19 protein-coding genes and 1 tRNA gene are annotated in these 21,219 nt (G+C 66.7%); 11 read left to right on the top strand and 9 right to left on the bottom strand.

From position 1 onward, the window contains the following. Window positions 1–29: 29 nt before the first annotated feature. Entirely contained in the window at window positions 30–1,316 is a 1,287-nt protein-coding gene (locus WFH00_RS07620) for an ATP-binding protein (RefSeq protein ID WP_336660145.1), read from the top strand. Further along, window positions 1,313–2,017, top strand: coding sequence for a response regulator transcription factor (locus WFH00_RS07615; protein WP_336660144.1), 705 nt, complete (start codon window positions 1,313–1,315; stop codon window positions 2,015–2,017). The genes WFH00_RS07620 and WFH00_RS07615 overlap by 4 nt, the downstream gene beginning before the upstream one ends. On the opposite strand, the gene WFH00_RS07610 is transcribed toward WFH00_RS07615, so the two are convergent. The 7 genes from WFH00_RS07610 to WFH00_RS07580 form a co-directional block, all read right to left on the bottom strand. Then, entirely contained in the window at window positions 1,948–3,408 is a 1,461-nt protein-coding gene (locus tag WFH00_RS07610) for a carbohydrate-binding domain-containing protein (RefSeq protein ID WP_336660143.1), read from the bottom strand. The genes WFH00_RS07615 and WFH00_RS07610 overlap by 70 nt on opposite strands. Window positions 3,409–3,418: 10 nt before the next feature. After that, window positions 3,419–4,249 (bottom strand): polyphosphate polymerase domain-containing protein, encoded by an 831-nt coding sequence (locus tag WFH00_RS07605; protein ID WP_336660142.1) that lies wholly within the window; start codon window positions 4,247–4,249, stop codon window positions 3,419–3,421. After that, the gene (locus tag WFH00_RS07600) at window positions 4,246–4,869 is read right to left on the bottom strand and encodes a DUF4956 domain-containing protein (protein WP_336660141.1); all 624 of its coding nucleotides are present in this window, start codon (window positions 4,867–4,869) and stop codon (window positions 4,246–4,248) included. The genes WFH00_RS07605 and WFH00_RS07600 overlap by 4 nt, the downstream gene beginning before the upstream one ends. Before the next feature lie 58 nt (window positions 4,870–4,927). Then, window positions 4,928–6,061 carry a bifunctional glycosyltransferase family 2/GtrA family protein gene (locus WFH00_RS07595; protein ID WP_336660140.1) on the bottom strand — a complete coding sequence of 378 codons (1,134 nt, stop codon included), beginning with the start codon at window positions 6,059–6,061 and terminating at the stop codon, window positions 4,928–4,930. A 3-nt stretch (window positions 6,062–6,064) separates the two neighbouring features. Further along, the gene (locus tag WFH00_RS07590) at window positions 6,065–7,129 is read right to left on the bottom strand and encodes a phosphodiester glycosidase family protein (protein ID WP_336660139.1); all 1,065 of its coding nucleotides are present in this window, start codon (window positions 7,127–7,129) and stop codon (window positions 6,065–6,067) included. 138 nt (window positions 7,130–7,267) lie between these two features. Next, window positions 7,268–7,888: a response regulator transcription factor gene (locus WFH00_RS07585; protein ID WP_336660138.1), complete on the bottom strand. Its 621-nt coding sequence runs from the start codon at window positions 7,886–7,888 to the stop codon at window positions 7,268–7,270. Continuing rightward, window positions 7,885–9,150 (bottom strand): sensor histidine kinase, encoded by a 1,266-nt coding sequence (locus WFH00_RS07580; protein ID WP_336660137.1) that lies wholly within the window; start codon window positions 9,148–9,150, stop codon window positions 7,885–7,887. The genes WFH00_RS07585 and WFH00_RS07580 overlap by 4 nt, the downstream gene beginning before the upstream one ends. 151 nt (window positions 9,151–9,301) lie before the next feature. Here WFH00_RS07580 and WFH00_RS07575 point away from each other — a divergent pair, with 151 nt between their 5' ends. Beyond that, entirely contained in the window at window positions 9,302–10,387 is a 1,086-nt protein-coding gene (locus WFH00_RS07575) for an ABC transporter permease (protein WP_336660136.1), read from the top strand. After that, complete coding sequence (locus WFH00_RS07570) at window positions 10,384–11,115, top strand: ABC transporter ATP-binding protein (RefSeq protein ID WP_336660134.1); 732 nt, start codon at window positions 10,384–10,386, stop codon at window positions 11,113–11,115. Before WFH00_RS07575 ends, WFH00_RS07570 begins: the two co-directional genes overlap by 4 nt. On the opposite strand, the gene WFH00_RS07565 is transcribed toward WFH00_RS07570, so the two are convergent. Together WFH00_RS07565 and WFH00_RS07560 are read right to left on the bottom strand one after the other, a co-directional pair. Then, the gene (locus WFH00_RS07565) at window positions 11,099–11,563 is read right to left on the bottom strand and encodes an SRPBCC family protein (protein ID WP_336660133.1); all 465 of its coding nucleotides are present in this window, start codon (window positions 11,561–11,563) and stop codon (window positions 11,099–11,101) included. The two genes, WFH00_RS07570 and WFH00_RS07565, sit on opposite strands and share 17 nt — an antisense overlap. 163 nt (window positions 11,564–11,726) lie before the next feature. Continuing rightward, a tRNA-Leu gene (locus tag WFH00_RS07560) sits at window positions 11,727–11,809 on the bottom strand. Window positions 11,810–11,914: 105 nt separating this feature from the next. Between WFH00_RS07560 and WFH00_RS07555 the strand changes: the two genes are divergently transcribed. The 7 genes from WFH00_RS07555 to pknB are packed head-to-tail and all read left to right on the top strand — an operon-like array spanning window position 11,915 to window position 21,197. Beyond that, window positions 11,915–12,829, top strand: a complete 915-nt coding sequence (locus tag WFH00_RS07555; RefSeq protein WP_336660132.1) for a DUF3662 and FHA domain-containing protein — start codon at window positions 11,915–11,917, stop codon at window positions 12,827–12,829. Beyond that, window positions 12,826–13,452, top strand: a complete 627-nt coding sequence (locus tag WFH00_RS07550) for an FHA domain-containing protein FhaB/FipA (RefSeq protein ID WP_336660131.1) — start codon at window positions 12,826–12,828, stop codon at window positions 13,450–13,452. Before WFH00_RS07555 ends, WFH00_RS07550 begins: the two co-directional genes overlap by 4 nt. 2 nt (window positions 13,453–13,454) lie before the next feature. Then, on the top strand, window positions 13,455–14,729 hold the full coding sequence (locus tag WFH00_RS07545) for a PP2C family protein-serine/threonine phosphatase (protein WP_336660130.1): 1,275 nt from the start codon (window positions 13,455–13,457) through the stop codon (window positions 14,727–14,729). After that, window positions 14,722–16,116: an FtsW/RodA/SpoVE family cell cycle protein gene (locus WFH00_RS07540; protein ID WP_336660128.1), complete on the top strand. Its 1,395-nt coding sequence runs from the start codon at window positions 14,722–14,724 to the stop codon at window positions 16,114–16,116. Before WFH00_RS07545 ends, WFH00_RS07540 begins: the two co-directional genes overlap by 8 nt. Next, window positions 16,113–17,594 carry a peptidoglycan D,D-transpeptidase FtsI family protein gene (locus WFH00_RS07535; RefSeq protein WP_336660127.1) on the top strand — a complete coding sequence of 494 codons (1,482 nt, stop codon included), beginning with the start codon at window positions 16,113–16,115 and terminating at the stop codon, window positions 17,592–17,594. The genes WFH00_RS07540 and WFH00_RS07535 overlap by 4 nt, the downstream gene beginning before the upstream one ends. Next, window positions 17,591–19,432 (top strand): serine/threonine-protein kinase, encoded by a 1,842-nt coding sequence (locus tag WFH00_RS07530; protein ID WP_336660126.1) that lies wholly within the window; start codon window positions 17,591–17,593, stop codon window positions 19,430–19,432. The genes WFH00_RS07535 and WFH00_RS07530 overlap by 4 nt, the downstream gene beginning before the upstream one ends. A gap of 49 nt (window positions 19,433–19,481) precedes the next feature. Continuing rightward, on the top strand, window positions 19,482–21,197 hold the full coding sequence (pknB, locus tag WFH00_RS07525) for a Stk1 family PASTA domain-containing Ser/Thr kinase (RefSeq protein WP_336660125.1): 1,716 nt from the start codon (window positions 19,482–19,484) through the stop codon (window positions 21,195–21,197). Window positions 21,198–21,219 lie beyond the last annotated feature (22 nt).

Genomic DNA, 21,219 nt, shown 5'->3' with positions numbered 1-21,219 from the left:
GGCACAGATACCTGCGGCAGAATAGGGCCATGCCAGCCGCTGGAGTTCGATCCCGTGAGCGATCTCGCCTCCTGAACGGGCAACTTGCATTCCCGGTCTGGGCTGTGGACGCGCTCGCGATCACCGTCGTCCTCATCGCGACCCTTCTCGATGGCCCTCTCGGATTCGGCGGCCCGCGAGCTGGGGCCCCTGCCGCGCCGGACGGGCGGGCGGTGCCCGGCAATCCTGGCGGTCCGAGTGGATCCGCCGAGAACCTACTTCCACTCTGGGGCATCGTTATACCGCTCACCATTGTGCTCGCGGCATGCGCGCTCGTCCTGCTGCGCCGACGATGGCCGATTCCCGTGCTCGGCGCGAGTCTTGCGCTCTACTTCGCCGCGGTACTGCTGCGAGAGCCCTCCCTCGGGGTCGGCATCACTGCGGTCCTCGCGGCATATCGCGTCGGCGCGCGCACCTCTCGGCGCACGACGATTATCTCGGGTGTCGCCGCAACTGTGCTCGTCGCTGCGTTGAGCTTCGCGAGCTCGGAGTTTGGGGTCGTCGATGTCCGCGTGTTCCAAATCGCAGCCGCTCTCGCGGTAGCCTCAGCACTCGGCGATAGCGCTCGTTCACACCGCGAGGTCGTCTTTGCCGCGACCGAACGCGCCGAACGCGCCGAACAAGCGCGCGAAGCCATCGCGCAGCAGCGCGTAGCTGAGGAACGTCTGCGGATCGCGCAGGATCTGCACGACACCGTCGCGCACCAAATCTCCGTGATCAGCCTGAGCGCCGGGGCGGCTTCAAGCGCCCTCGAATCGAATCCTGAGCGGGCCCGACGGTCGCTGCACGCGATCCGCGACTCCGCACGCTCAGTGCTGACCGAGATCGGTGGTCTATTGGAATACCTTCGCGCCGACGGTGCTCCGGAGCTGGCGCCGGGACCCGGCACCGACGACGTTGCCACGCTCATTTCACGCATGCGGGATGCCGGTCTCAACGTGTCCGTTACCGAGTTCGGCGAGTGGCGGGGCGCACGAGGCACGACCGCGGCTGCGCTCTATCGGGTGGTGCAAGAAGGGCTGACTAACGCCCATAAGCACGGCGCTGGAGGCGAGGCCGCGGTCGACATTTCCGTCGACGGCGCTGAGATCGTGGTATCGATCATGAACCCGGTGTCCCCGGGACCACGCAGACGCACCGAGGCTACGGGTGCTGGACTCGGCCTTATCGGGCTCAGCGAGCGCGTTGCGGCACTCGGAGGCAGCATACGCACCTCGACCGGTGCACAGTTCTTCATTGAGGCGCGACTGCCGTTCAACCGGGAGGAATCTAGATGATCAACGTCGTCGTGGCCGACGACCAGCCGCTCATTCGACAGGCGGTCGTCGATATTCTCGCTGGAGAACCAAATATCACGGTCGTCGGAGAGGCGACGAATGGCGCTGCGGCGGTCCAGGCCGTCGAGGTGCTGCGTCCGGATATCGTGCTGATGGATATCCGCATGCCGATCCTCGACGGGATCGCCGCAACCGCCGCAATCTGCTCCGAGCACCGCGCGACGCGCGTGCTGATCCTCACCACCTTCGAGGAGGATGAGAACGTCGTCGCTGCGCTCCGGGCGGGTGCGAGCGGGTTCCTCGGGAAGGGCGCAGAGCCGGAGGAGATCGTGCGGGCGGTGCGGGCGGTGCATGCGGGCGACGCACTCCTTTCTCCCGCGGCCACTCGCGGCCTGATCGCCAAGTTCGTCGCCCTCCCCGAATTGCCGCGGGTTGCACAACCGTCGATGCGCCCCGAGCTGGCCGCCCTCACTGATCGCGAACACGAAGTGCTGCGCTTGGTTGCTCGCGGTCGCTCCAATCAGGAGATCGCCGACGAGCTGTTCATCTCACCTCACACGGCAAAGACGCACGTGAACCGAATCATGGTGAAGGTGGCCGCACACGACCGTGCGCAGCTCGTGATCCTCGCCTACGAAAGCGGGTTGCTCGTTCCGGGCGCCGATGAACCGTCCGCACCAGGAGCGCCGGCCGGAGGCTGACCGCCCGCGCCAGGGCCTCCCATACCGCCGCCCGCCCCGGGACCCCCCGTCGTCTGACCCGCGGTATCCGGGTCAACCTCGTTACCGTTGGCCACGACGGTTCCCTCCGCCAGGGTCACGCTGCCGTTCCCATCGAGCGGACCGTCGCCCCCGTTCGCCGCACTCGTGATGGTGATGCTCCCTCCTGAAACAGCGATCGTGCCGTTGGAGTCGAATCCATCTTTGCCCGCCTGCACGGTGACGACGCCGTCCGACACCTCGAGCCGTTCGCCAGTGTCGCTCTCGCGATCCTGCCCGCCAGCGTTGAGCCCCGCGGCGTTGATCCCGTCATCCGTCGCCGTGAGATCGAGGCTGCCGCCGAAGATGCCGACATCAACTGCTTGCACGCCCTCGTTCGAATCGCGCACCGTAATCGTGCCTCCGCCAACGGAGACGATCTGACCTCCTTGCACCCCGTGATCGGCCGCGCTCACGCTGAGGTCTCCGCCCGTCATCACCACGTCGGTCGCCGCCTGCACGCCGTCATCGCCCGCGGTGATGTCGATTGTTCCACCCCTCAGGAGCACGACGCCCTTCGTCGCGTCATCGTCCTGGTCGCTCCGTAGCCCGTCGCCGCCCGTCGCTGTCAAGTCGAGTGAGCCGCCCTGTACGACAAGCGCGTCCTTCCCTCGCAGGGCGTCATCTGCGGCGTCGACCGTGAGTGACCCGGAGAGCACGATAAGGTCATCGGTGCTCGAGATACCGTCGTTTCCGTTGCCCTTCACGGAAAGCGAGCCGTCGCCTGAGATCGTGAGGTCACTCCGAGCATGTATCGCGGCATTGGCGGTGGCGTCGTCGGCGTAGCTCGACGCGTCCGAAACCGCGTTCTCGCTGCCCTTGGCGAGTGAAATTACGACATCGTCGGCGCTCTGCACCTCGATCCCGGAACCATCCGCGTTCGCGATCTCGGCATCGTCCAGAATCAGCACGACCTGCGCATCGTCAGGCGCCGCGACGACGACTCCGCCGTCGAGGGACCCGCTGAGGCGGTAGACCCCTGCGTCAGAGATGGTGATGGTGGATCCGGCGACCTCTACGCCGGATCCGTCCACGCGGGCGGACGAGCCCTGCAGCGCAATGTCTATGGCTTCGGACGCCGACCATTCGTCGTCGTTCACCGTCGCGACGTCCGAGTTTTCGGCGATCACCGATTCCGGATCGAGCTCACCGTCGAACGCGGTGAGGGCGACAGCTTCCGAGGTTGTGCCGTCCTGGCCAGCGCCCTGAGACTGCGTTTGAGACGCTTCGCCCGAACCCGAGCCCGACGCGGTCGCTGCCGGCAGCGCCGAACAGCCCGCGAGCAGCAGGCCAGCTGCCGCGATCGAGGTAATAGTGAGGAAAGATCGTTTCATGGTCGGCTCCTTATGACGTGATGGACGTGCTGTCTTGCGCGGGTGAGATCGCAGCGGCGATGGCGAGGGGTGGAATCGAGATGCTGGACGAGAACGGACCACGCAGTGCGCGGGCCCACTTGTTCCCCGGCAGCTCTGGGTAGAGGGCGGCAGTGCCTGTCCCGAATTTGCTGATGCCGCTCGGTCGTTGCCCGGAACGCCACAGTGATCGATCAAGCGGGCTCGGACCACCCGTGGACTTCGACTCGATAATCGCGTAGCTCGGAAGAGCGATTGCACGGCCCGCAGGATCCGACCACTGCAATTCAGCGTCGATGGTGGCGCGACTGCCGTCGCCCAGCAGCAGCGTGGTTCGGCGGTAGCGACTCACAAGCGCGGGTTGCAGACGTGGAACAAGTTCAGGATCGTGCCCGCGTTCCGCAAGCATCATCTCGACTCGCGACCGTTGCTGGCGATCGAGCCTCGCGCGCGCATCGGCCGTGCAAGGAAAGCGCTCCTTGACCGTCGCACCGCGACCGCTTTTCGTCTTGAGTTCGAGATACGCCCCTCCGGTATCCAGATAGCTGCGTGTACGAAGCTTGAAGCGACGCCGTCGCCGCTGCGCCGTGAGCCGGTAGCTGGTCCGTTCGGAGGTATCGAAGTACACCGAGTCATATGCGAAGGAGCGTCGGCCATCGATCTCGAGCACCCGCGTGCTCTCGTCGAGCTCAGCGAGCACGCGTGCGGCCGCGCCGAGCGGGAGAAGGTACTTCCGGTCCACGCGCGTGAGCAGGGCGGCCTCGGCTACGAGCTCCTCGAGTGACACGGGTCTGAGCGCATCGCAGTTAAGCGCGTCGTTCATCGCGCGGCTCCGGTCACCTGGGCGCGCCGCAGGCCGGCGGAGGCATTTCGCCGGGCGACGGCCGCGCTCGGGATCGCGGTCCGGTAGCGCACGTCCACAAGGGTCGAGTCGTTCACGAGATCGAGTTGCTGCACCGCGAGGGCGGTGACCGAGGCGCCCAGGCGAGCCTCGAGTTCTGCCCGCAGCTCCGTCTCGTCGGCGATCGCTTGGTCGAGGCGCACGACCTGTTGACGGCTGCGCGAGAGGAGTGCCGGGTGATCCGCCACCCACAGCACCGTGAGAATGAGGGCCAGAAGCGCGATCGGCACGACGATCGGCCCCGAGCCGAGTCCGCTGATGAGCCCGATAGCGAGCGCGGCAAAGTAGTAGGCGACCTCTCGCTGTGAGATTTCGGACGAGCGCAGTCGGATGATCGAGAGCACGCCGAAGAGCCCGAGCCCGAGCCCGGCCGCGATCTGTGTCGTCGCGAGCACTGTCGCTACCGCGAGCACACCGATGTTCACTCCGAGGAAGGCAACAACGAGGTCACGTCGTCGGTGGCGTGGATAGTAGATGCCAAAGACGAGGACCGCGGCGGCGGCGAGATCGGCGGCAATAAGAATGAGACTGTCGATAGTCACGATGAGAGCTCCCTGAGGTTGACGTGTTTCCAGCACAGCGCGACCGCTTATGGGCGAGCTATGATTCCGCGTGCGTGGCGGCGATTCTTGTGGATGTGTCCGCCGGCGCGGTAGGCGACGTACTGCGTTCGTGGTATTCCTCGGCACCGAGGCCCGTGCCGCTTGGGGTCGCGAAAACGCCGTTGCGCTGCGTGCGGTAACTCAGAATGAACAGCATGATTTCGGTCGCGCTCTTCGCGGCCCAGACAGGCGTGCCGACACCCGTCAGCGCGGCCATCCAGGCGATGTTGGACGCAAGCAAGACGGCGGCCAACAGCACGTAGCGACCCGCCTGGCGAAGGAGTCCGGCCCGCCCACGATGCAGAAACACGACTCTGCGATTGACGACGAAGTTCGCGCTCGCACTCACGATACGTGCCGTGACAATGGACGGCACGAGCGATCCTGTCCACGCGACCATCGCGAACAGCACGACGGCATCGATGAGAAACCCGATCAGCGACGACGCGGTGAACACGAGCGCGGGAAGCATTACGCGAACCGAGTCGGCGACGGGTCGGAAGTGACTTGACGCGTTGCCCGCGAGATATACGGTCTCGATCGGCATCTCCTCCGCGGCGTATCCCGCGCTTCGGAGACCGAGCAGCACGCGTTGCTCGTATTCGAATCGGTCACCCGGCATCGCCACGAGCCAGGGAATCATCGCCGCTGGAATGCCTCGCAACCCGGTCTGGGTGTCGGAGAGCGACCAGCCCGCTGCAATACGAAAGAGCCGACGCGCCACCGCGTTACCGAGGCGACTGCGTCGCGGAACCGATCCCTCGAACGCACGGCACCCGAGCACCATCGTCCCGCCCGTCGACTCCCCCAGAGCTCGGGTGCGAGCTACGACCGCGAGAATATCCGCGACAGTGTGCTGTCCGTCCGCGTCGGCGGCGACAACGCCCTCTCCAGGGTGGGCCTTCTGCGCGTGCGCGAGCCCCGTCCGCAGGGCAGCGCCCTTTCCCCGGTTGCGGCCGTGCCGCAGTACTTCCGCTCCGGCAGATGCCGCACGTTCGAAGATCTGACCGTACTCGGTCCCGGAACCGTCGTCGACGATAAGCACGGAGAGTTCGGGATCGGCGGCGCGGAGCGCCGCTACCAGCGCCGGCAAGTGCTCGGCTGGTTCGTACGCCGGGATGAGAACGCGCATCGCTCAGCCCGCCACGTAGAAGATGTCGCTTGTCGCCCGCTCGCCGCCGTTCGACGGTTGGTTTACGACCTCACCGTTGTAGTACATCGTCGAGGAGCCACCCCCGTCGAGGTTGTAGGCCGTCTCGGCGCCGAGGCCCTGCATGATTTCTGCAAGCTCAGTCATCGTGACCCCGCGGCTGTATCCCGAGTCGCGCCCGTCGACCACCACGAACACGAGGTGGTTTTCATCGATCACGCCGACTGCGGTGCGCGGTTGCGCTCCTTGGATCGAGTGGTTACCGAAGTTGGTGTCGACTTCGACGTCGTCGATTCCGCTCACGATCGCACCTTCATCGACGAGGGCGGGCCCGAAGCTCATGGTGTTCCACACGCCCTGAGCAAGCAGTTCTTCGGCACTCGTCTGGGTCTCGTCGAAAATTTTCGCTTCACCGTCTCTGGTGAAAGCGATCCCCGTGCGAGCCGGCTCGTCGCGGTAGATCACACCGTTTCGGATTACGATGCCCGTGTCCCGGAAGCCGTAGTAGTCACCATTGATAGCGAACGTCGCACCGTTCTCTGCCGCGATCTCGCTCGTTTTCTCAGTGATGTTCTCGCCGAATTGGTTGTTCGCAAAAGCGGACCGCAGTTCGGTGGCATCACCAAGTTGCACATCCGCGACGTAATAGGTGACGGTGTTGTCCCCAGAACCTGTAGTCTCCGTGCGCACGGATATCGCCGCGTCTGCACTCGCGGTGCTGCTGTCAGCGGAGGTATCCGTAGCGGTCGTCGCCGTCTGGTCGTCGCCCGACTCGGACGTCTTACTCGCGGTGTCGGACCCCGTCGAGTCTGTCGACGCCTCGTATGCGGTGACATCGGCGATCTCAACCTTGGGAACAAGAAATCGATCAGCCGCCCACGTAGCTCCGCCGACGGCCGTCAGGGCGAGGGCGAGGGCGGACGCGAGCAGGACGATGCTTCTCCGGCGACGCCTCGGTCGGTGTGCCGCCTCGGTTGTCGGGCGGCTCTCGCGCGCGGGAATTTCGCTGTGGTGCGAACTCGGAGCGTGGGGATCATGTTGAGTGGACATGGCCCCAGAGAAGGCGCGACAGCTATGAGATCACCCGGGGTTCCGCTCGGATCGCTTCGTGTCGACGCGAGATGTACGCGCATGCGGTAGGCGCCTGCACCGCCCCCTACCGCGATCGCGGTACGCCGCCGGTCAGCATCACCCCAGCAGGCCGAGCTCCCGCGCGGCAGCGACGGCCGCGGTCCGCGACGCGACTCCGAGCTTCGTGAAGATGTGCACCAGGTGAGACTTCACGGTCGCCTCGCTGATGTGCAGCCGCGACGCGACCGCGCTGTTCGTGGTGCCCTCCGCGACAAGCCGCAACACCTCGACCTCGCGCGAGCTGAGGGTCGGGCGCGGCTCCCGCATGCGCGCGAGAAGCCGCCCCGCGATGGCCGGAGCGAGCGCCGTCTCCCCCGCAGCAGCGGCGCGAATCGCTGGGATGAGCTCCTCGGGAGGCGCGTCCTTGAGGAGGTAGCCGCTCGCACCCGCCTCGACGGCACCGAGGATGTCGCCATCGGTGTCGTAGTTCGTCAACACCAGCACGGCGGGCGGCGTATTGAGCGCGCGCAGCTGCCTGGTCGCGTCCGCACCGGTCAGCTCGGTACCGAACCGCAGGTCCATGAGCACGACATTCGGGCGCAGTTCGGCGGCGAGCGCGACCGCCGCCCCCGGAGTGCCCGCCTCTCCCACGATCTCGAGGTCGTCGGTGCCGGAGAGCATGGCGGCGAGACCGGCGCGCACGACGGGATGGTCATCGGCGAGCAGCAGGCGGATCACCGCGCCTCCCCCGCGTCAGCGTCGATCGGCAACCTCGCGACGACCACGGTTCCGCGCCCGCGCTCCGAGTCGATCTCGAGCGTGCCGTCGAACTGGTCCACGCGCTCCCGCATCGCGCGCAGCCCGAACGAATCGGCGGCGTGTACTCCGGCCTCCGCCGTTGCCGCGTCGAAGCCGATACCGTCGTCGCGCACCGTGAGCGTCGCCGATGCACTGTCGACGGCGAGCTCGAGCGAGATCTGCCCGGCTCGCGAGTGGCGGATCGCGTTCGAGAGAGCACCCTGCGCAATGCGCAGCAACGCGGTCTGCGTGCTCATCGGCAGCTCGGACTCCGCGGCCCTGACCTCGATGGGGAGTCCGGAGCGCTCCGCGAAGTCGTCGCCGAGCCGGCGCAGCGCTGCGGCCAGGCCGTTCTCGAGGCGAACCGGAGTCAGCTCGCGGATGATCTGTCGCGCCTCGGCGAGGCTCTCCGCCGCGGTCTCTCGCGCCAGCCTCACGTAGCCCGCGCCCGGATCCGGAGCATCGCGCTCGGCCGCATGAAGCAGCATCTGAATGCTCGAGAGCCCCTGGGCAACCGTGTCGTGAATCTCGCGGGCGAGCCTCGCGCGTTCCGCGAGCGCCCCCTGCTCGCGCTCGGTTTCTGCGAGCTGCTCCCGGGTGCGGATCAGCTCGGCCAGCAAGCGCTCGCGCTCCTCCGCTTCGCGCGCGAGTGCGCGGTACGCGAGCCCGATCAGCACTGCGACGCCAGCGCCGATGAGCGGGCCGACCACTCCTCCCACGGTGAATCCCAGGTGCAAGCCAAGCGCGACGATCGCGAACGCGGTCGTGATGAGGATCACGAGGATCCCACTGTTACCGGGCAGGAGATGGAAGTAGAGGAAGAACAGCGGGAAGACGAGGTAGGCCCCCTCCGGGCTGAGCCACGTGAGCGCAGCCCAGAGCAAGGTCAGCGCGGCGAGCCAGCCCAGCGTGCGCGCTCGCCGGGCCGCGCGCACGGGAGCGACATCCCGACCGGCCGCGCTCTCGCGCGCAGCATCTCCCCTGGCCGCAGCACCGCGCCTCGCCGCCGCACCGCGCCTCGCCGCCCACGCTCCCGCAACGTACACCGCGACGAAGGCGATGCCGACGGTCACCTTCCACACGGTCGCGCCGGATGGCACCGCCAACGCGCGCACGGTCGCGAAGCCCGCGAGCCCGACGAGGAGCACATGCAAGCCGATACGGAGCCCCGCGAACACCGGAGCGAGGGAGGAGTGCGTCATGACGCCCCCAGCTTATGCACGCGGCGGCGGCACCTCATCAACCAAAAGATTGATCCCGAGTCCGACGTTTCGGGCGATGCCCGCGCATGCGTTTCACAGGAGCCTGGTATTGCGGCTCGCGCCCGGCGTGCTTGCGGAAAGGATCTCACTCGTGTTCGTCGCCTGGAGAGAGCTGCGGTTCGCCCGCGGCCGCTTCCTCCTGATCGGGGCGGTCGTCGCCCTCATCACCCTGCTCGTCGGTTTCCTCGCCGGTCTCACCGGCGGGCTCGCGGCCCAGAACGTTTCCGCGGTGCTGCAGCTTCCGGGCGATCGCCTCGTTCTGCAGGACCCCGAGAGTGGGGACCCGAGCTTCGGTGCCTCGTCGATTGACTCGAGCACGGTCGAGGCTTGGCAGGCGGCGGATCGCGTGGACTCGGTCGTCCCGATCGGAATCGCGCAGTCGCGCGCGTCCAGCTCCGCCGTGACGGACCCGACCGGGGTCGCACTGTTCGGCATCCCCGAGAGCGCAGCGGGTTCCACGCCGCTGCTCGAGCTCGCTCCCACCGCCGCGACCGAGGTCGCCCTGTCCGAGAGCGCCGCGGAAGCGCTCGACGCGCGAGCCGGCGACACGATCACCATCACCGGCGCTGACTTCACCGTCTCCGAGGTCGGGGGTGACCTCTGGTACAGCCACACGCCCGTGGTGATCATGACGCCGGACGCGTGGAGCGCCGCTTCCGAGCGGATCGGCGGCACCGCAGATGCGACGGTACTCGCGGTGACCGGCTCGCCTGATTGGGAATCCGTAGAAGCCCGCACGGGGACCGCCGCGGAAACCCCGCTCACCAGCCTCTTGGCGCTCGAAGCCTTTCGCTCCGAGATCGGATCGCTCGGCATGATGATCGCAATGCTCTTCGGCATCTCGGCCCTCGTCGTCGGCGCCTTCTTCACGGTCTGGACGATGCAGCGCGCGGGCGACATCGCGGTGCTCAAGGCGCTCGGCGCGACCACCGGGTCGCTGATGCGCGACGCCCTGGGGCAGGCCCTCATCGTGCTCGCCGCGGGCATCGGCGCCGGGCTCATCGCCGTACTCGGGCTCGGCTCGCTCGCCGGGCGCGCACTGCCGTTCGTGATCAGCCCACTCACGACCCTCGCCCCGGTCGCCGTCATGGCGGTGCTCGGACTCGCGGGGGCCGCGTTCGCGCTCCGCTCTGTTACTTCCGCCGATCCACTGACCGCCCTGGGGAGCCACCGATGATCGAACTGCAGAAGGTCACCCTGACCTTTCCCGATGGAGACCGTCGCATCACCGCGATCGACGACGTCAGTCTGCGGGGCGAGGACGGCTTCGTGACGGGCATTACGGGGCCGTCGGGCTCGGGGAAGTCCAGCATCCTCGCGGTCGCAGCGACGCTCATTCGCCCGGACTCAGGTGGTGTGCTCATCACCGATGGGGACAACGGCGTCATCGACGCGGCGCAGCTCTCGCGGACGGAGGCCGCCCGGCTGCGACGGGACCGCATCGGGATCGTCTTCCAGCAGTCGAACCTGATCCCCGCCCTCACCGTGCGAGAGCAGCTGCGGGTGATGTCGCGTCTCGGTGGGCGTCGGCAGCGAGGCTCGTCAGGGAAGCTCGCCGAAGATGCCCGGATCGATGAGCTCCTCGAAGCAGTCGGCCTCATCGCGCATGCCAATAAGCGCCCGCATCAGCTCTCGGGCGGGCAGCGCCAGCGCGTGGCGATCGCTCGCGGGCTCGTGCACAGCCCCGAGGTGCTGCTCGTCGACGAGCCGACCAGCGCGCTCGACCAGGAGAAGGGTGCCGAGATCATGGAACTCATCGCTCGGCTCACGCACGAATTCGGCACCGCCACACTGTTGGTCACCCACGACCTCGTGCATCGCGACAGCCTCGATTCGCTCGTCACCGTGGTCGACGGGCGGATCCGGGAATTTACGCCGTCTGCGGCCTCTAGCGCTGTTCGATGATCCGTTTGATCGCTGCGAGCGTTTCAGGAATGCCCGTTCGGGCGTCCTGCTCCCGCTGCGCCAACTGGGCGGGCGCCTCGTCACCGTATTTCTCAGAGAAGAACTCGTGGCCAGCGGGGAGCACCTCCCACGACTCCGTCAGCCGGGTTCCCCCGTCTTCGGCCTCGACTCGATAGGACCACAGCACGCGGCCCGGGCCCACGCTCCACGTGAACTCCCGCCCGTCAGCGACTTGCACCAGGCTGCGGGTTTCCCACTCGCGATCCGGCTTGACGTTTCGCCCGGTGAACCATGCGCCGGCTCGCGGCCCGTCTCCCTCGTCCCACCAGCACTCCCGGCAGATCGGCGACCACTCACCGGTGCGCGTCACGTCACTCACTATGTCGTACACGGTCTCGGGCTCCGCGGCGATGAGGATCGAGTCGGAAAAACTCAGTGATTGGCTCATCCCCACATTCAAGCACGCAGCGCTCGCTCTGGATTCGGTTCCGCGGCGGGAAATTCGTGGCGATTCCCACCGACCTAACTTCTCAGCTTCAACCCATGACTTCGGTTGGAGTGCGCACCAATAAAAAAGCGACCCCACCAAAGATGGGGTCGCTCTCCAATCGTGCGCGAGGGGGGACTTGAACCCCCACGCCCTTGCGGGCACTGGCACCTGAAGCCAGCGCGTCTGCCATTCCGCCACTCGCGCGAGATGTTCCTGAGCGTCACCACTCAGACAACTCCCCTAGCTTAGCACCCGGAGCCCAGCGCACCAAAGCGGGCTAAACTAAACCAAACCGCCGCGGCGTCGCTCGTGGCTGATGAAGGGAACTGGCCGCACGTGGGCATTCTGGACAGCGTAGAGCGCGGGCTCGAGCGTGCCGTCAATGGCGCGTTCGCTCGGACGTTCCGCTCCGGCGTGCAGCCCGTCGAGATCGCCTCCGCGCTGAAGCGTGAGCTCGACATCGGCGCCGTGATCGTCGACCGCGACCGCGTTCTCGCCCCCAATCGCTTCATCGTGCGCGTCTCCGAGAAAGACGCGAGCCGGCTGCAGCAGCTCGGCGGCACACTCGAGGAGGAATTGCGCGGAGTAGTACTGAAGCACGCGAAGCGCCAGAGCTACCAGCTGCTCGGCGAGCCTGACGTCGAGATCCGCGAAGACCGATCGATCACCCCGGGCGTGCTCGAGATCGACGCATCTCGCGTCGAGGGTGCTGTCGACTGGGTCGCTGCGATCGACGTCGACGGCGCGCGGCACGAACTGCGACGCGGCACCACGACGGTGGGGCGCGGCACAGACTGCGGGATCCGCATCGGCGACAACGCCGCCTCGCGTAAGCATCTCGAGCTGATCTGGGACGGCTCTGCCGGGATCGCGCGCGACCTGGGTTCGACGAACGGCTCGAAGATCAATGGGCAGCGATTCCGTGAGGCGGCCCTCTCCCCCGGCACGATCATCACGATCGGTCAGACGAGCCTGCAGTTCCAGCTCGTGCCGGGGCGGAGCACGAGCCAGTCACTGCCCCAGCGTTCGGCGCCGCAGCGCTCGGCGGAGCCGCACAACCCGCCACCCCTGCGGCGATCCACCGCTGCGGCGAAGCCCGCCAAACCGGCCGGGGCCGAGGCACCGGCACAACCAGCTCCCCCGAAACGACACACCGCACGGAACACGGACGACGCCCGAGGCACCACGCCGGGCATTGACGAAGACTTCTGGAGAGGCCTGTGAGCGAACTCACCCTCCTGATTCTCCGCATCGGCTTCCTGCTGGTGCTGTGGATCTTCATATTCGCGATCGTTTACGCCCTGCGCAGCGACCTCTTCGGAGCGCCGGTGCGCCGCACGAAGGGCGACGGCGCGCATAACCCGCAGAATGTCACGCCGCAGAACGTCGCACCATCGCCCGTCGTTCCGGCGGCCGCAGCGGCAAGCCCGGCACCGTCGCCGGCCGCTGCAGCTATGACCGACGCCCTCCCCCTCGGCGGCGGCCTCCCCTCGGCAGGCGCCGCAGGCGGTGCCGACTCGACCGGCATCGACCTCCCCTCAGCAGGTTCCGCCGGCGCCCCCCGCCACCTCGTCATCACCTCCGGCGTCGCCTCCGGCACCTCGATCGAGCTCGACGAAGACATCGTCACCATCGGCCGCAGCAGCGACTCGACCCTCGTCATCGTCGACGAGTACACCTCGACCTACCATGCTCGTCTGGCCCGCACGGGCGACGAGTGGATCCTCACCGACCTCGACTCGACCAACGGCACCCGCCTCGACGGCACCCGAGTGACGAAGTCCGTACCCGTACCCCCGTTCACCCCCGTCACCATCGGCACGACCACCTTCGAGCTGAGGCCCTGAGCGTGACGGTCTCGTACGACAGCGCAATCGGTTCCCACGTCGGGATGGTGCGCTCGAACAATCAGGATTCCGGTTTCGCGGGCGACCATATCTATCTGGTCGCCGACGGCATGGGCGGCCACGCCGGTGGCGACGTCGCATCGGCGATCACCGCCAGGGCGCTCGCAAAGCTCGACGTGCCCGCGACGGGCAGCCCTGAGGCGATGACCAATGTGCTGCGGACTGCGATCCTCGATGCGAACGCGGCCCTCCGCTCAACCGTGCGCGACCGACCCGAGCTCGCAGGCATGGGTACAACCTTCACCGGCATCATTCCGGTGGCGGACCAGCTCGCCCTCGGGCACATCGGCGACAGCCGCCTGTACCTGCTGCGAGACGACAAGCTCAGCCAGGTCACCAAGGACCACACCTTCGTGCAGCGCCTCGTCGACAGCGGCAAGATCACGGAGGAAGAGGCGAAGACACACCCCCGCCGCTCGGTGCTCATGCGCGTGCTCGGCGACGTCGACGCCTCTCCGCAGGTCGACACCCAGGTGGTCGACACCCTGCCAGGCGACGTCTGGCTCCTCTGCTCGGACGGCCTCTGCGGCTACGTGGATGACGAAGACATCGAGAAGATTCTGCGCCGACGTTCGTCGCTCCAGGGCGCGGTCGACGCGCTCATCGACAAGAGTCTCTCGCACGGCGCTCCCGACAACGTCACGGTGGTGCTGGTCGAGACACTCGACGCGCCGGCCGTCACCGACCCCCGCGAGACCCTCGAACTCAAGCGTCAGGGCCCGCGCTTCGTCGGCTCCGCGGCCACCACGGAGTCCGATATCGACGGCACCACATCGACGGGCCGCAACCGCCTCCTGAGCCGCAAGCGCCCCGTGCGCAAGCCGCCGGTCATCGAAGAGAGCCACTTCGAGTCGCGCGTCGACGAGTACCTCGCCGAGCTCATGGCCGAGACTCGCCGCCGCAACCGTCGCCGGCGCCTCCTGTGGGCATTCGGTGGCGTCGCGCTCCTCGCGGCGATCGCGGGCGCTGTGCTCGTGGGATACCAGTGGACGCAGTCGCGCTACTTCGTGGGCACCGACGGCTCGACGGTCATCATCTACCAGGGCGTGCAGCAGAACATCGGCTCGCTCTCGCTGTCCTCGGTCGCCGAAGACACCGAGATCCCGCTCGACGACCTCGACGGCCTCGAGCAGCGCCAGGTGAAGCGCACGCTTTCGGCCGGCTCGCTCGAGGAAGCACGCGACATCGTGCTGCGTTTGGGGGACGAGGATGAGTAACGCCCAGTCCGCCCGCGAGCCGCGCACCTTCGAAAAGGCCCGCACGAGCGAGACGGTGCTGCAGCGCATCACGGCGTTGCGCGCGCCCCGCAAGCTGCTCGGTCTCGAGCTGTCGCTCCTCGTTTTCGCGATCGCGATCGGCGCGGGCGCGGTGGTCATCATCGACCTCACCGTGAACGGCTCGTTGACCTCGACTCTCCTCCCCATGGGCATCGCGTATGTCGTCGCGCTCTTCGGTCTGCACTTCACCATCCGCAAAATCGCGCCCGACGCCGACCCGCTCATCATGCCGATCGCGGCGATGTTGAACATGGTCGGCATCGCGATGATCTACCGGATCTCGCTCGACGAGCCCGAGGCGAACGCCGTGCGCCAGCTCCTGTGGTCGACCGTCGCCGTGGTCGCTGCGATTGTGATCCTCTGGCTGATCCGCAACCACATGGTGCTGTTCCGCTACACCTATCTCACCGGGCTCGCGGCCGTGATCCTGCTCCTGCTCCCGATGCTTCCGGGCATCGGGCAGACGATCAACGGCGCGCGGGTGTGGATCAACATCGGCGGCTTCTCCTTCCAGCCGGGTGAGATCGCGAAGATCCTGCTCGCGGTCTTCTTCGCCGGCTACCTCGTGCGCAGCCGCGACTCGCTCGCGATGGCGGGCAAGAAGATCCTCGGGATCCGCTTTCCTCGGGCGAGGGATCTCGGCCCCCTCATCGTCTTCTGGCTTGCCGCGATGTCGGTGCTCGTCTTTCAGCGCGACCTCGGCACCTCGCTGCTCTACTTCGGCCTCTTCCTGTCGATGCTCTACATCGCAACGGGCCGGATCGGCTGGATCATCCTCGGGCTCGGCCTCTTCCTCGCGGGTGGCCTCATCGCGAGCCAGACGCTCAGCTATGTCGGCAATCGATTCGCGAACTGGCTCGACCCCTTCGCGGACCCGAACGGCGCGAGCTACCAGATGGTCCAGGGCCTCTTCGGCATGGCGAACGGCGGAATGACGGGCACGGGCCTCGGTCAGGGCTATCCCGCCGTGACCCCGCTGTCGTTCAGCGATTACATCATCCCGAGCCTCGGCGAAGAGCTCGGGCTCATCGGGCTCTTCGTGATCCTGGCGGCGTACATGCTGCTCGTGGGTCGCGGGCTGCGGATCGGCTTCGCCGGTCACGACGAATTCGGCAAGCTTCTCGCCGCCGGCTTCGCTTTCACGCTCGCGTTCCAGGTCTTCATCGTCGTGGGCGGCGTGACGCGGGTGATCCCGCTGACCGGCCTCACGGCCCCGTTCTTGGCGGCAGGCGGTTCGTCGCTCGTGTCGAACTGGATCATCATCGCGCTGCTGATCCTGCTCTCCAATTCCGTGCGTAACCGACCGAAGCTGGTGATCCGAGCATGAACAAGCCGCTCAAATTCATCACCCGTGCCGTCTTCGCGATGTTCATCGTGCTGTTCTTCTCGGTCACGATGATCCAGTTCGTGCAGTCCGACGACCTGCGCGCCAACGCGCTGAACTCGCGGACGCTCATGAACAGCTACAAGGTCGAGCGCGGGTCGATCCTCGTCGATGGCGATCCCATCGCGTTCTCGACTCCGACCGACGATGACTTCCGCTTCGTGCGGCAGTACTCGGACGGGCCCCTCTACGCCCCGATCACCGGGTATTTCTCGCGGACGCAGGGCATGACGGGCCTCGAGGCGGCGATGAACCAGGACCTCTCGGGCAGCGGGAACGCGCAGTTCTTCACGCGGATCATGAACACGCTGAACGGCGTTGACCCCCAGGGCAGCTCGGTCGAGACGACCATCGATCCGGCCGCGCAGCAGGCCGCCTACACCGCAATGACCCAGAACGGTTTCGAGGGCGGCGTCGTGGCCCTCGATCCCAAGACCGGCCGGATCCTCGCGATGACGTCGACCCCCGGATTCGATCCGAGCGTGCTCTCGAGCAACAGCGATGCCGACATCATCACGAACTACCGGCAATTGAATGAGGATCCGACGCAGCCGCTGCAAAACCGCGCGATCGCGGGCGACCTCTATCATCCGGGGTCGGTGTACAAGCTGGTCTCATCCGCAGCCGCGATCGAGGCGGGAGAGGCCACTCCGTCGACGGAGTTCGACAACCCCGCGCAGTGGAAGCTGCCGCAGTCGAGCTCGATTCTGCAGAACGCGTCGCGCACGTCGTGCGGCTCGGGCGAGAAGACCACGCTTGAGCAGGCGATCGTGCTCTCCTGCAATATTCCGATCGCGGAGATGACGACGAAGCTCGATGCCGACGCGGTGCCGAAGATGGCGGAGAAGTTCGGGTTCGGGCAGGATCTCTCGATCCCGACGCCGGTCACTCCGAGCCAGTCGCCAGTACCCGAGAGTAAAGCCCAGGTGGCCCTCGCATCGATCGGGCAGCAGGACGTACGCGCGACCCCGCTGCAGATCGCGATGGTCTCGGCGGGCATCGCGAACAAGGGCACCGTGATGCAGCCGATGCTCGTGGACAAGGTCATTACCCCCGATCTCAACGTCGAGAAGGAGTTCGCGCCGGAGGAGTTCAGCCGGCCGATCTCGAAGGATACGGCGGAGGACATCACGGAGATGATGGAGCGCGGGGTCGAAGAAGGGCTCGCGCAGAAGGCCGCGATCGACGGCGTGCGCGTTGCGGGCAAGACCGGAACGGCGGAGAACGGCACGGACGCTGACGGGAATCAGCTGCCCTATACGCTGTGGTTCACTGGCTTCGCTCCGGTGGATGATCCGCAAGTGGCAGTCGCGGTCGCCATTGCGAACGGTGGCGGCGAAGCGTATGGATACGACGGGGGCTCGTACGAACTCCCGACAGCTGTGGCAAAACAAGTAATGGAAGCGGTGTTGAGCGAATGAGACCAGCGGCAGGGATCACATTCGGCGGACGCTACGAGCTCAGCTCGAGGATCGCCGTCGGTGGCATGGGTGAAGTGTGGAAGGCGACCGATAGCATTATCGGCCGCACCGTCGCCATCAAGATCCTCAAGGACGAGTACATGGGGGATCCGGGCTTCCTGGAGCGCTTCCGCGCCGAGGCCCGTCACGCCGCACTCGTGAACCACGAGGGCATCGCCAATGTCTTCGATTACGGCGAGGAGCAGGGCTCCGCTTACATCGTCATGGAGCTCGTTCCGGGTGAGCCGCTCTCCGCGATCATCGAGCGCGAGGGGCGCCTGCCGGCCAATCGCGTGCTCGGGATCGTCGCGCAGACCGCGACCTCGCTCCAGGCTGCCCACGACGCCGGGCTCGTGCACCGCGATATCAAGCCGGGCAACCTGCTCATCACACCCGAGGGTCGGGTGAAGATTACCGACTTCGGCATCGCGCGGATTGCGGATCAGGTGCCACTCACCGCGACCGGCCAGGTCATGGGCACGGTCCAGTACCTCGCTCCGGAGCAGGCGAGCGGCCACACCGCCACTCCGGCGACCGACATCTACTCGCTCGGCGTCGTCGCGTACGAGTGCCTCGCGGGCAAGCGCCCGTTCACCGGCGAGTCGCAGGTCGCCATCGCGATGGCGCAGATCAATGACACCCCGCCGGATCTCCCCCGTGACATCCCCGAACCTGTACGCAATCTCGTCATGGCGTGCCTCGCGAAGGATGCCGCTGGCCGGCCGCTGACCGCAGCGAAGCTCGCCCAGGCGGCGACGGCGCTGCATCGCGGAGACGTGCAGCTCGCGGCGAGCTACGTTCCGCAGGTCCTCGGCGATGCCGCACCGGCGACGATGGCGCTGCCGCAGACCACCGTTTCGGATGCCGCTACGACCGCTCTGCCGCAGACCGCGGCGCTCGCCGGAGCCGCAGCCGTTCCCACTGGCGACGATGAGGAGAACGCCGAAGCGCCGGAGGAACGGAAGAAGAAGCGCAGCCGGTGGACGTGGCCGCTCATCACCCTGCTCGTACTGCTGCTCCTGATCGGCGGCGGCACGGCAATCGCGCTGTTGAACGGCGCGAAGGGCGATCCGGACCCGACGCCCACGACGACCACCACGACCAAGTCGCCGAAGCCGACCAAGACGACGGAACCGCCGGCGCCCACTACCGGCGAGATCGATCCCGGTCAGGTGGTCGGGAAGAGCGTCGAGGAGGCGACCGCCTACCTCAATGAGCTCGGGTTCACCAACGTCGTACCGACTGAGGGGAACGCGGCACCCGACGATCAGGTCGGCCTGGTGACCGACGTGAACCCGACGGGAAGCCGCGTGCCGTTCGACGAGCCGATCACGCTCACGTACAACGTTGCGTTTGCGGATCCGAATGCCCCGTCTGCCCCCAACCCCAACACCAAGACCGTGCAGTCCGGCGAGTCGTTTGCTCTGACCCTGTCATCGACGAACGTCTGCCCGACCGGTCTCTCGGCGCAGGGCTTCACGGTCACGCCGAGCACCGGCAGCCTCTCGAGCGTGTCGCAAAACACGGCAAACCTCGTCGCGCCGACCCTGGAGCCGGGCGACGACGACGCGACCATGACCGTCACGTACACCGTCACGTGCTCGGGTAGCGGAGCAGAGAAGGTCTCCGCCGACTCAGCGCCCGCGACGATCACGGTCGAGGCGCCGGAAGAGCCCAGTGACAGCGACGATGACGGGAACAGCAACGGTGCGAATGCCGGCAACTCGAATTCCGGCGGTCGAGGCAATGCAGGGGTGAGCGGGACTGCGGCGGCGAACGGGAGCCTCACGCAGGGCTGATCCCTCGGCGAAATCTCGGCCGAAGCCCGGCTAAACTGAGAGGCATCCTATGAGCACGGAAGAGGTGAACATGCCCGAATCGACCGATGTCGGCGAACAGCGAATTCTCGCCGGTCGGTACGCGATCGGGGAGTTCGTCGGCCAAGGCGGCATGGCCACCGTCTACCGTGGAACGGACATGAAGCTCGGACGCCAGGTGGCGATCAAGGTGATGAAGGCCGATCTCGCGGGTGACGAGCAGTTCCGTTCCCGCTTCCGGCAGGAGGCCCAGTCGGCTTCGCGAATGGCGCATCCGACCGTGGTCCGGGTGTTCGACGCGGGCGATGATCTGATTCAGACCGCCGACGGCCCGAAGCGCCTCCCGTTCATCGTCATGGAGTACGTCGAAGGCACGAACCTGCGCCAGCTCGAGACGCAGGGGCGTCTTTCTCAGGCCGAGGCGTGCCGAGTCGTCGACTCGGTGCTCACGGCTCTCGAGTACTCGCACCGCGCTGGCATCGTGCACCGCGACATTAAGCCCGCCAACATCATGATCAGCAAGAGCGGTCAGGTGAAGGTGATGGATTTCGGCATCGCCCGCGCGGTCTCCGACACGTCATCGACGCTTCAGGAAACGACATCGATTCTCGGCACCGCCGCATACTTCTCGCCGGAACAGGCAAAGGGCGAGTCGATCGACGCGCGTACCGACCTGTACTCCACGGCGGTCATGCTCTACGAACTCCTCACCGGAGACGTCCCCTTCCGCGGCGACACGGCCGTCGCAGTCGCATACCAGCACGTGAGCGAACGCCCGAAGCCGCCGAGTGACCGCGACCCCTCGGTGACTCCGGCGCTCGATCGCGTCGTGCTCTACGGGCTGGCGAAGGACCGTGCGCGACGTTTCCAGTCGGCCTCCGAGTTTCGGGAGGCCCTCCGCATCGCAGCGGACGGCAAGATGCCGAAGCTCGCGCTGCAGCAGCAGGACGGCGTTCTGTTCTCTGGCGGGGAAGAGGCGTCTGAGTCCGATCTCGCACTTCGACAGCTCTCCGAGGGTGGCGGTGCTGCGCGAACCCAGAGTCGCCCGCCGGTCATGTGGACCTGGGCTGCGATCCTCACTATCGGTGCCGTCATCGCGGCCGTCGTGTTCTGGCTTATGACTCTCGCTCCGCAGGAATTCACGCCCAACACGTCGAGAACAGTTCCCGATCTCGTAGACATGGAGCGCGGCGATGCCATCGACGCTCTCCGAGAGCTCGAGCTCGACGTGACGAGTGTCGAGCAGACCAGCGAAGAGATCGCCAACGAGCACGTCATCTCGACGGACCCCGAGGCAGGCACGGTACTCACGACGGGCGACCGCATCACCGTGTACGTTTCGACCGGACCGGAAACCGCCGAGGTTCCGTCAGTCGGGCGTATGTCCGAGGAAGAGTACCGGCAGGAGCTCGAGGATCTCGGCTTGACCGTCGGGATCATCAGCAAACGAGACGATCCCAGCGAGGCTGCGGGCCGCGTGCTCAGCGTGAGCCCTCAGCCGGGAACCGAACTGCCCTCGGGCGCGGGCGTCGAGATGGTCGTGTCAAGCGGCAACGTCCAGATTCCGAACGTGCTCGAGGCACCCATGGAGGTGGCGAAGTCGCAGGTCGAGAGCCTCGGCCTCAACGTCACCTACACGCCCGAGCCCTCCTGCCCGACGATCGAGGGTTATCCCATCATCGAGCAGTCGACCGTCGGTTCCCAGCCGCAGCGCTCACCGCTCGAGCTCAAGTACTGCACCGGCTAGGTGAACCGCGGCGGCTGAAATA

The sequence above is a fragment of the Leucobacter sp. USHLN153 genome, from assembly GCF_037145615.1.
Taxonomy (GTDB): Bacteria; Actinomycetota; Actinomycetes; order Actinomycetales; family Microbacteriaceae; genus Leucobacter.
This window is presented reverse-complemented; position numbering and strand designations above follow the sequence as displayed.

Excerpts from the sequence above, each read along its gene's own strand:
- WFH00_RS07570 (WP_336660134.1), top strand. The coding sequence starts at position 10,384 with ATGATCGAACTGCAGAAGGTCACCCTGACCTTTCCCGATGGAGACCGT.
- WFH00_RS07540 (WP_336660128.1), top strand. The coding sequence starts at position 14,722 with ATGAGTAACGCCCAGTCCGCCCGCGAGCCGCGCACCTTCGAAAAGGCC.
- WFH00_RS07615 (WP_336660144.1), top strand. The coding sequence starts at position 1,313 with ATGATCAACGTCGTCGTGGCCGACGACCAGCCGCTCATTCGACAGGCG.
- WFH00_RS07530 (WP_336660126.1), top strand. The coding sequence starts at position 17,591 with ATGAGACCAGCGGCAGGGATCACATTCGGCGGACGCTACGAGCTCAGC.
- WFH00_RS07610 (WP_336660143.1), bottom strand. The coding sequence starts at position 3,408 with ATGAAACGATCTTTCCTCACTATTACCTCGATCGCGGCAGCTGGCCTG.
- WFH00_RS07595 (WP_336660140.1), bottom strand. The coding sequence starts at position 6,061 with ATGCGCGTTCTCATCCCGGCGTACGAACCAGCCGAGCACTTGCCGGCG.
- WFH00_RS07565 (WP_336660133.1), bottom strand. The coding sequence starts at position 11,563 with ATGAGCCAATCACTGAGTTTTTCCGACTCGATCCTCATCGCCGCGGAG.
- WFH00_RS07535 (WP_336660127.1), top strand. The coding sequence starts at position 16,113 with ATGAACAAGCCGCTCAAATTCATCACCCGTGCCGTCTTCGCGATGTTC.
- pknB (WP_336660125.1), top strand. The coding sequence starts at position 19,482 with ATGAGCACGGAAGAGGTGAACATGCCCGAATCGACCGATGTCGGCGAA.
- WFH00_RS07620 (WP_336660145.1), top strand. The coding sequence starts at position 30 with ATGCCAGCCGCTGGAGTTCGATCCCGTGAGCGATCTCGCCTCCTGAAC.
- WFH00_RS07605 (WP_336660142.1), bottom strand. The coding sequence starts at position 4,249 with ATGAACGACGCGCTTAACTGCGATGCGCTCAGACCCGTGTCACTCGAG.
- WFH00_RS07590 (WP_336660139.1), bottom strand. The coding sequence starts at position 7,129 with ATGTCCACTCAACATGATCCCCACGCTCCGAGTTCGCACCACAGCGAA.
- WFH00_RS07580 (WP_336660137.1), bottom strand. The coding sequence starts at position 9,150 with ATGACGCACTCCTCCCTCGCTCCGGTGTTCGCGGGGCTCCGTATCGGC.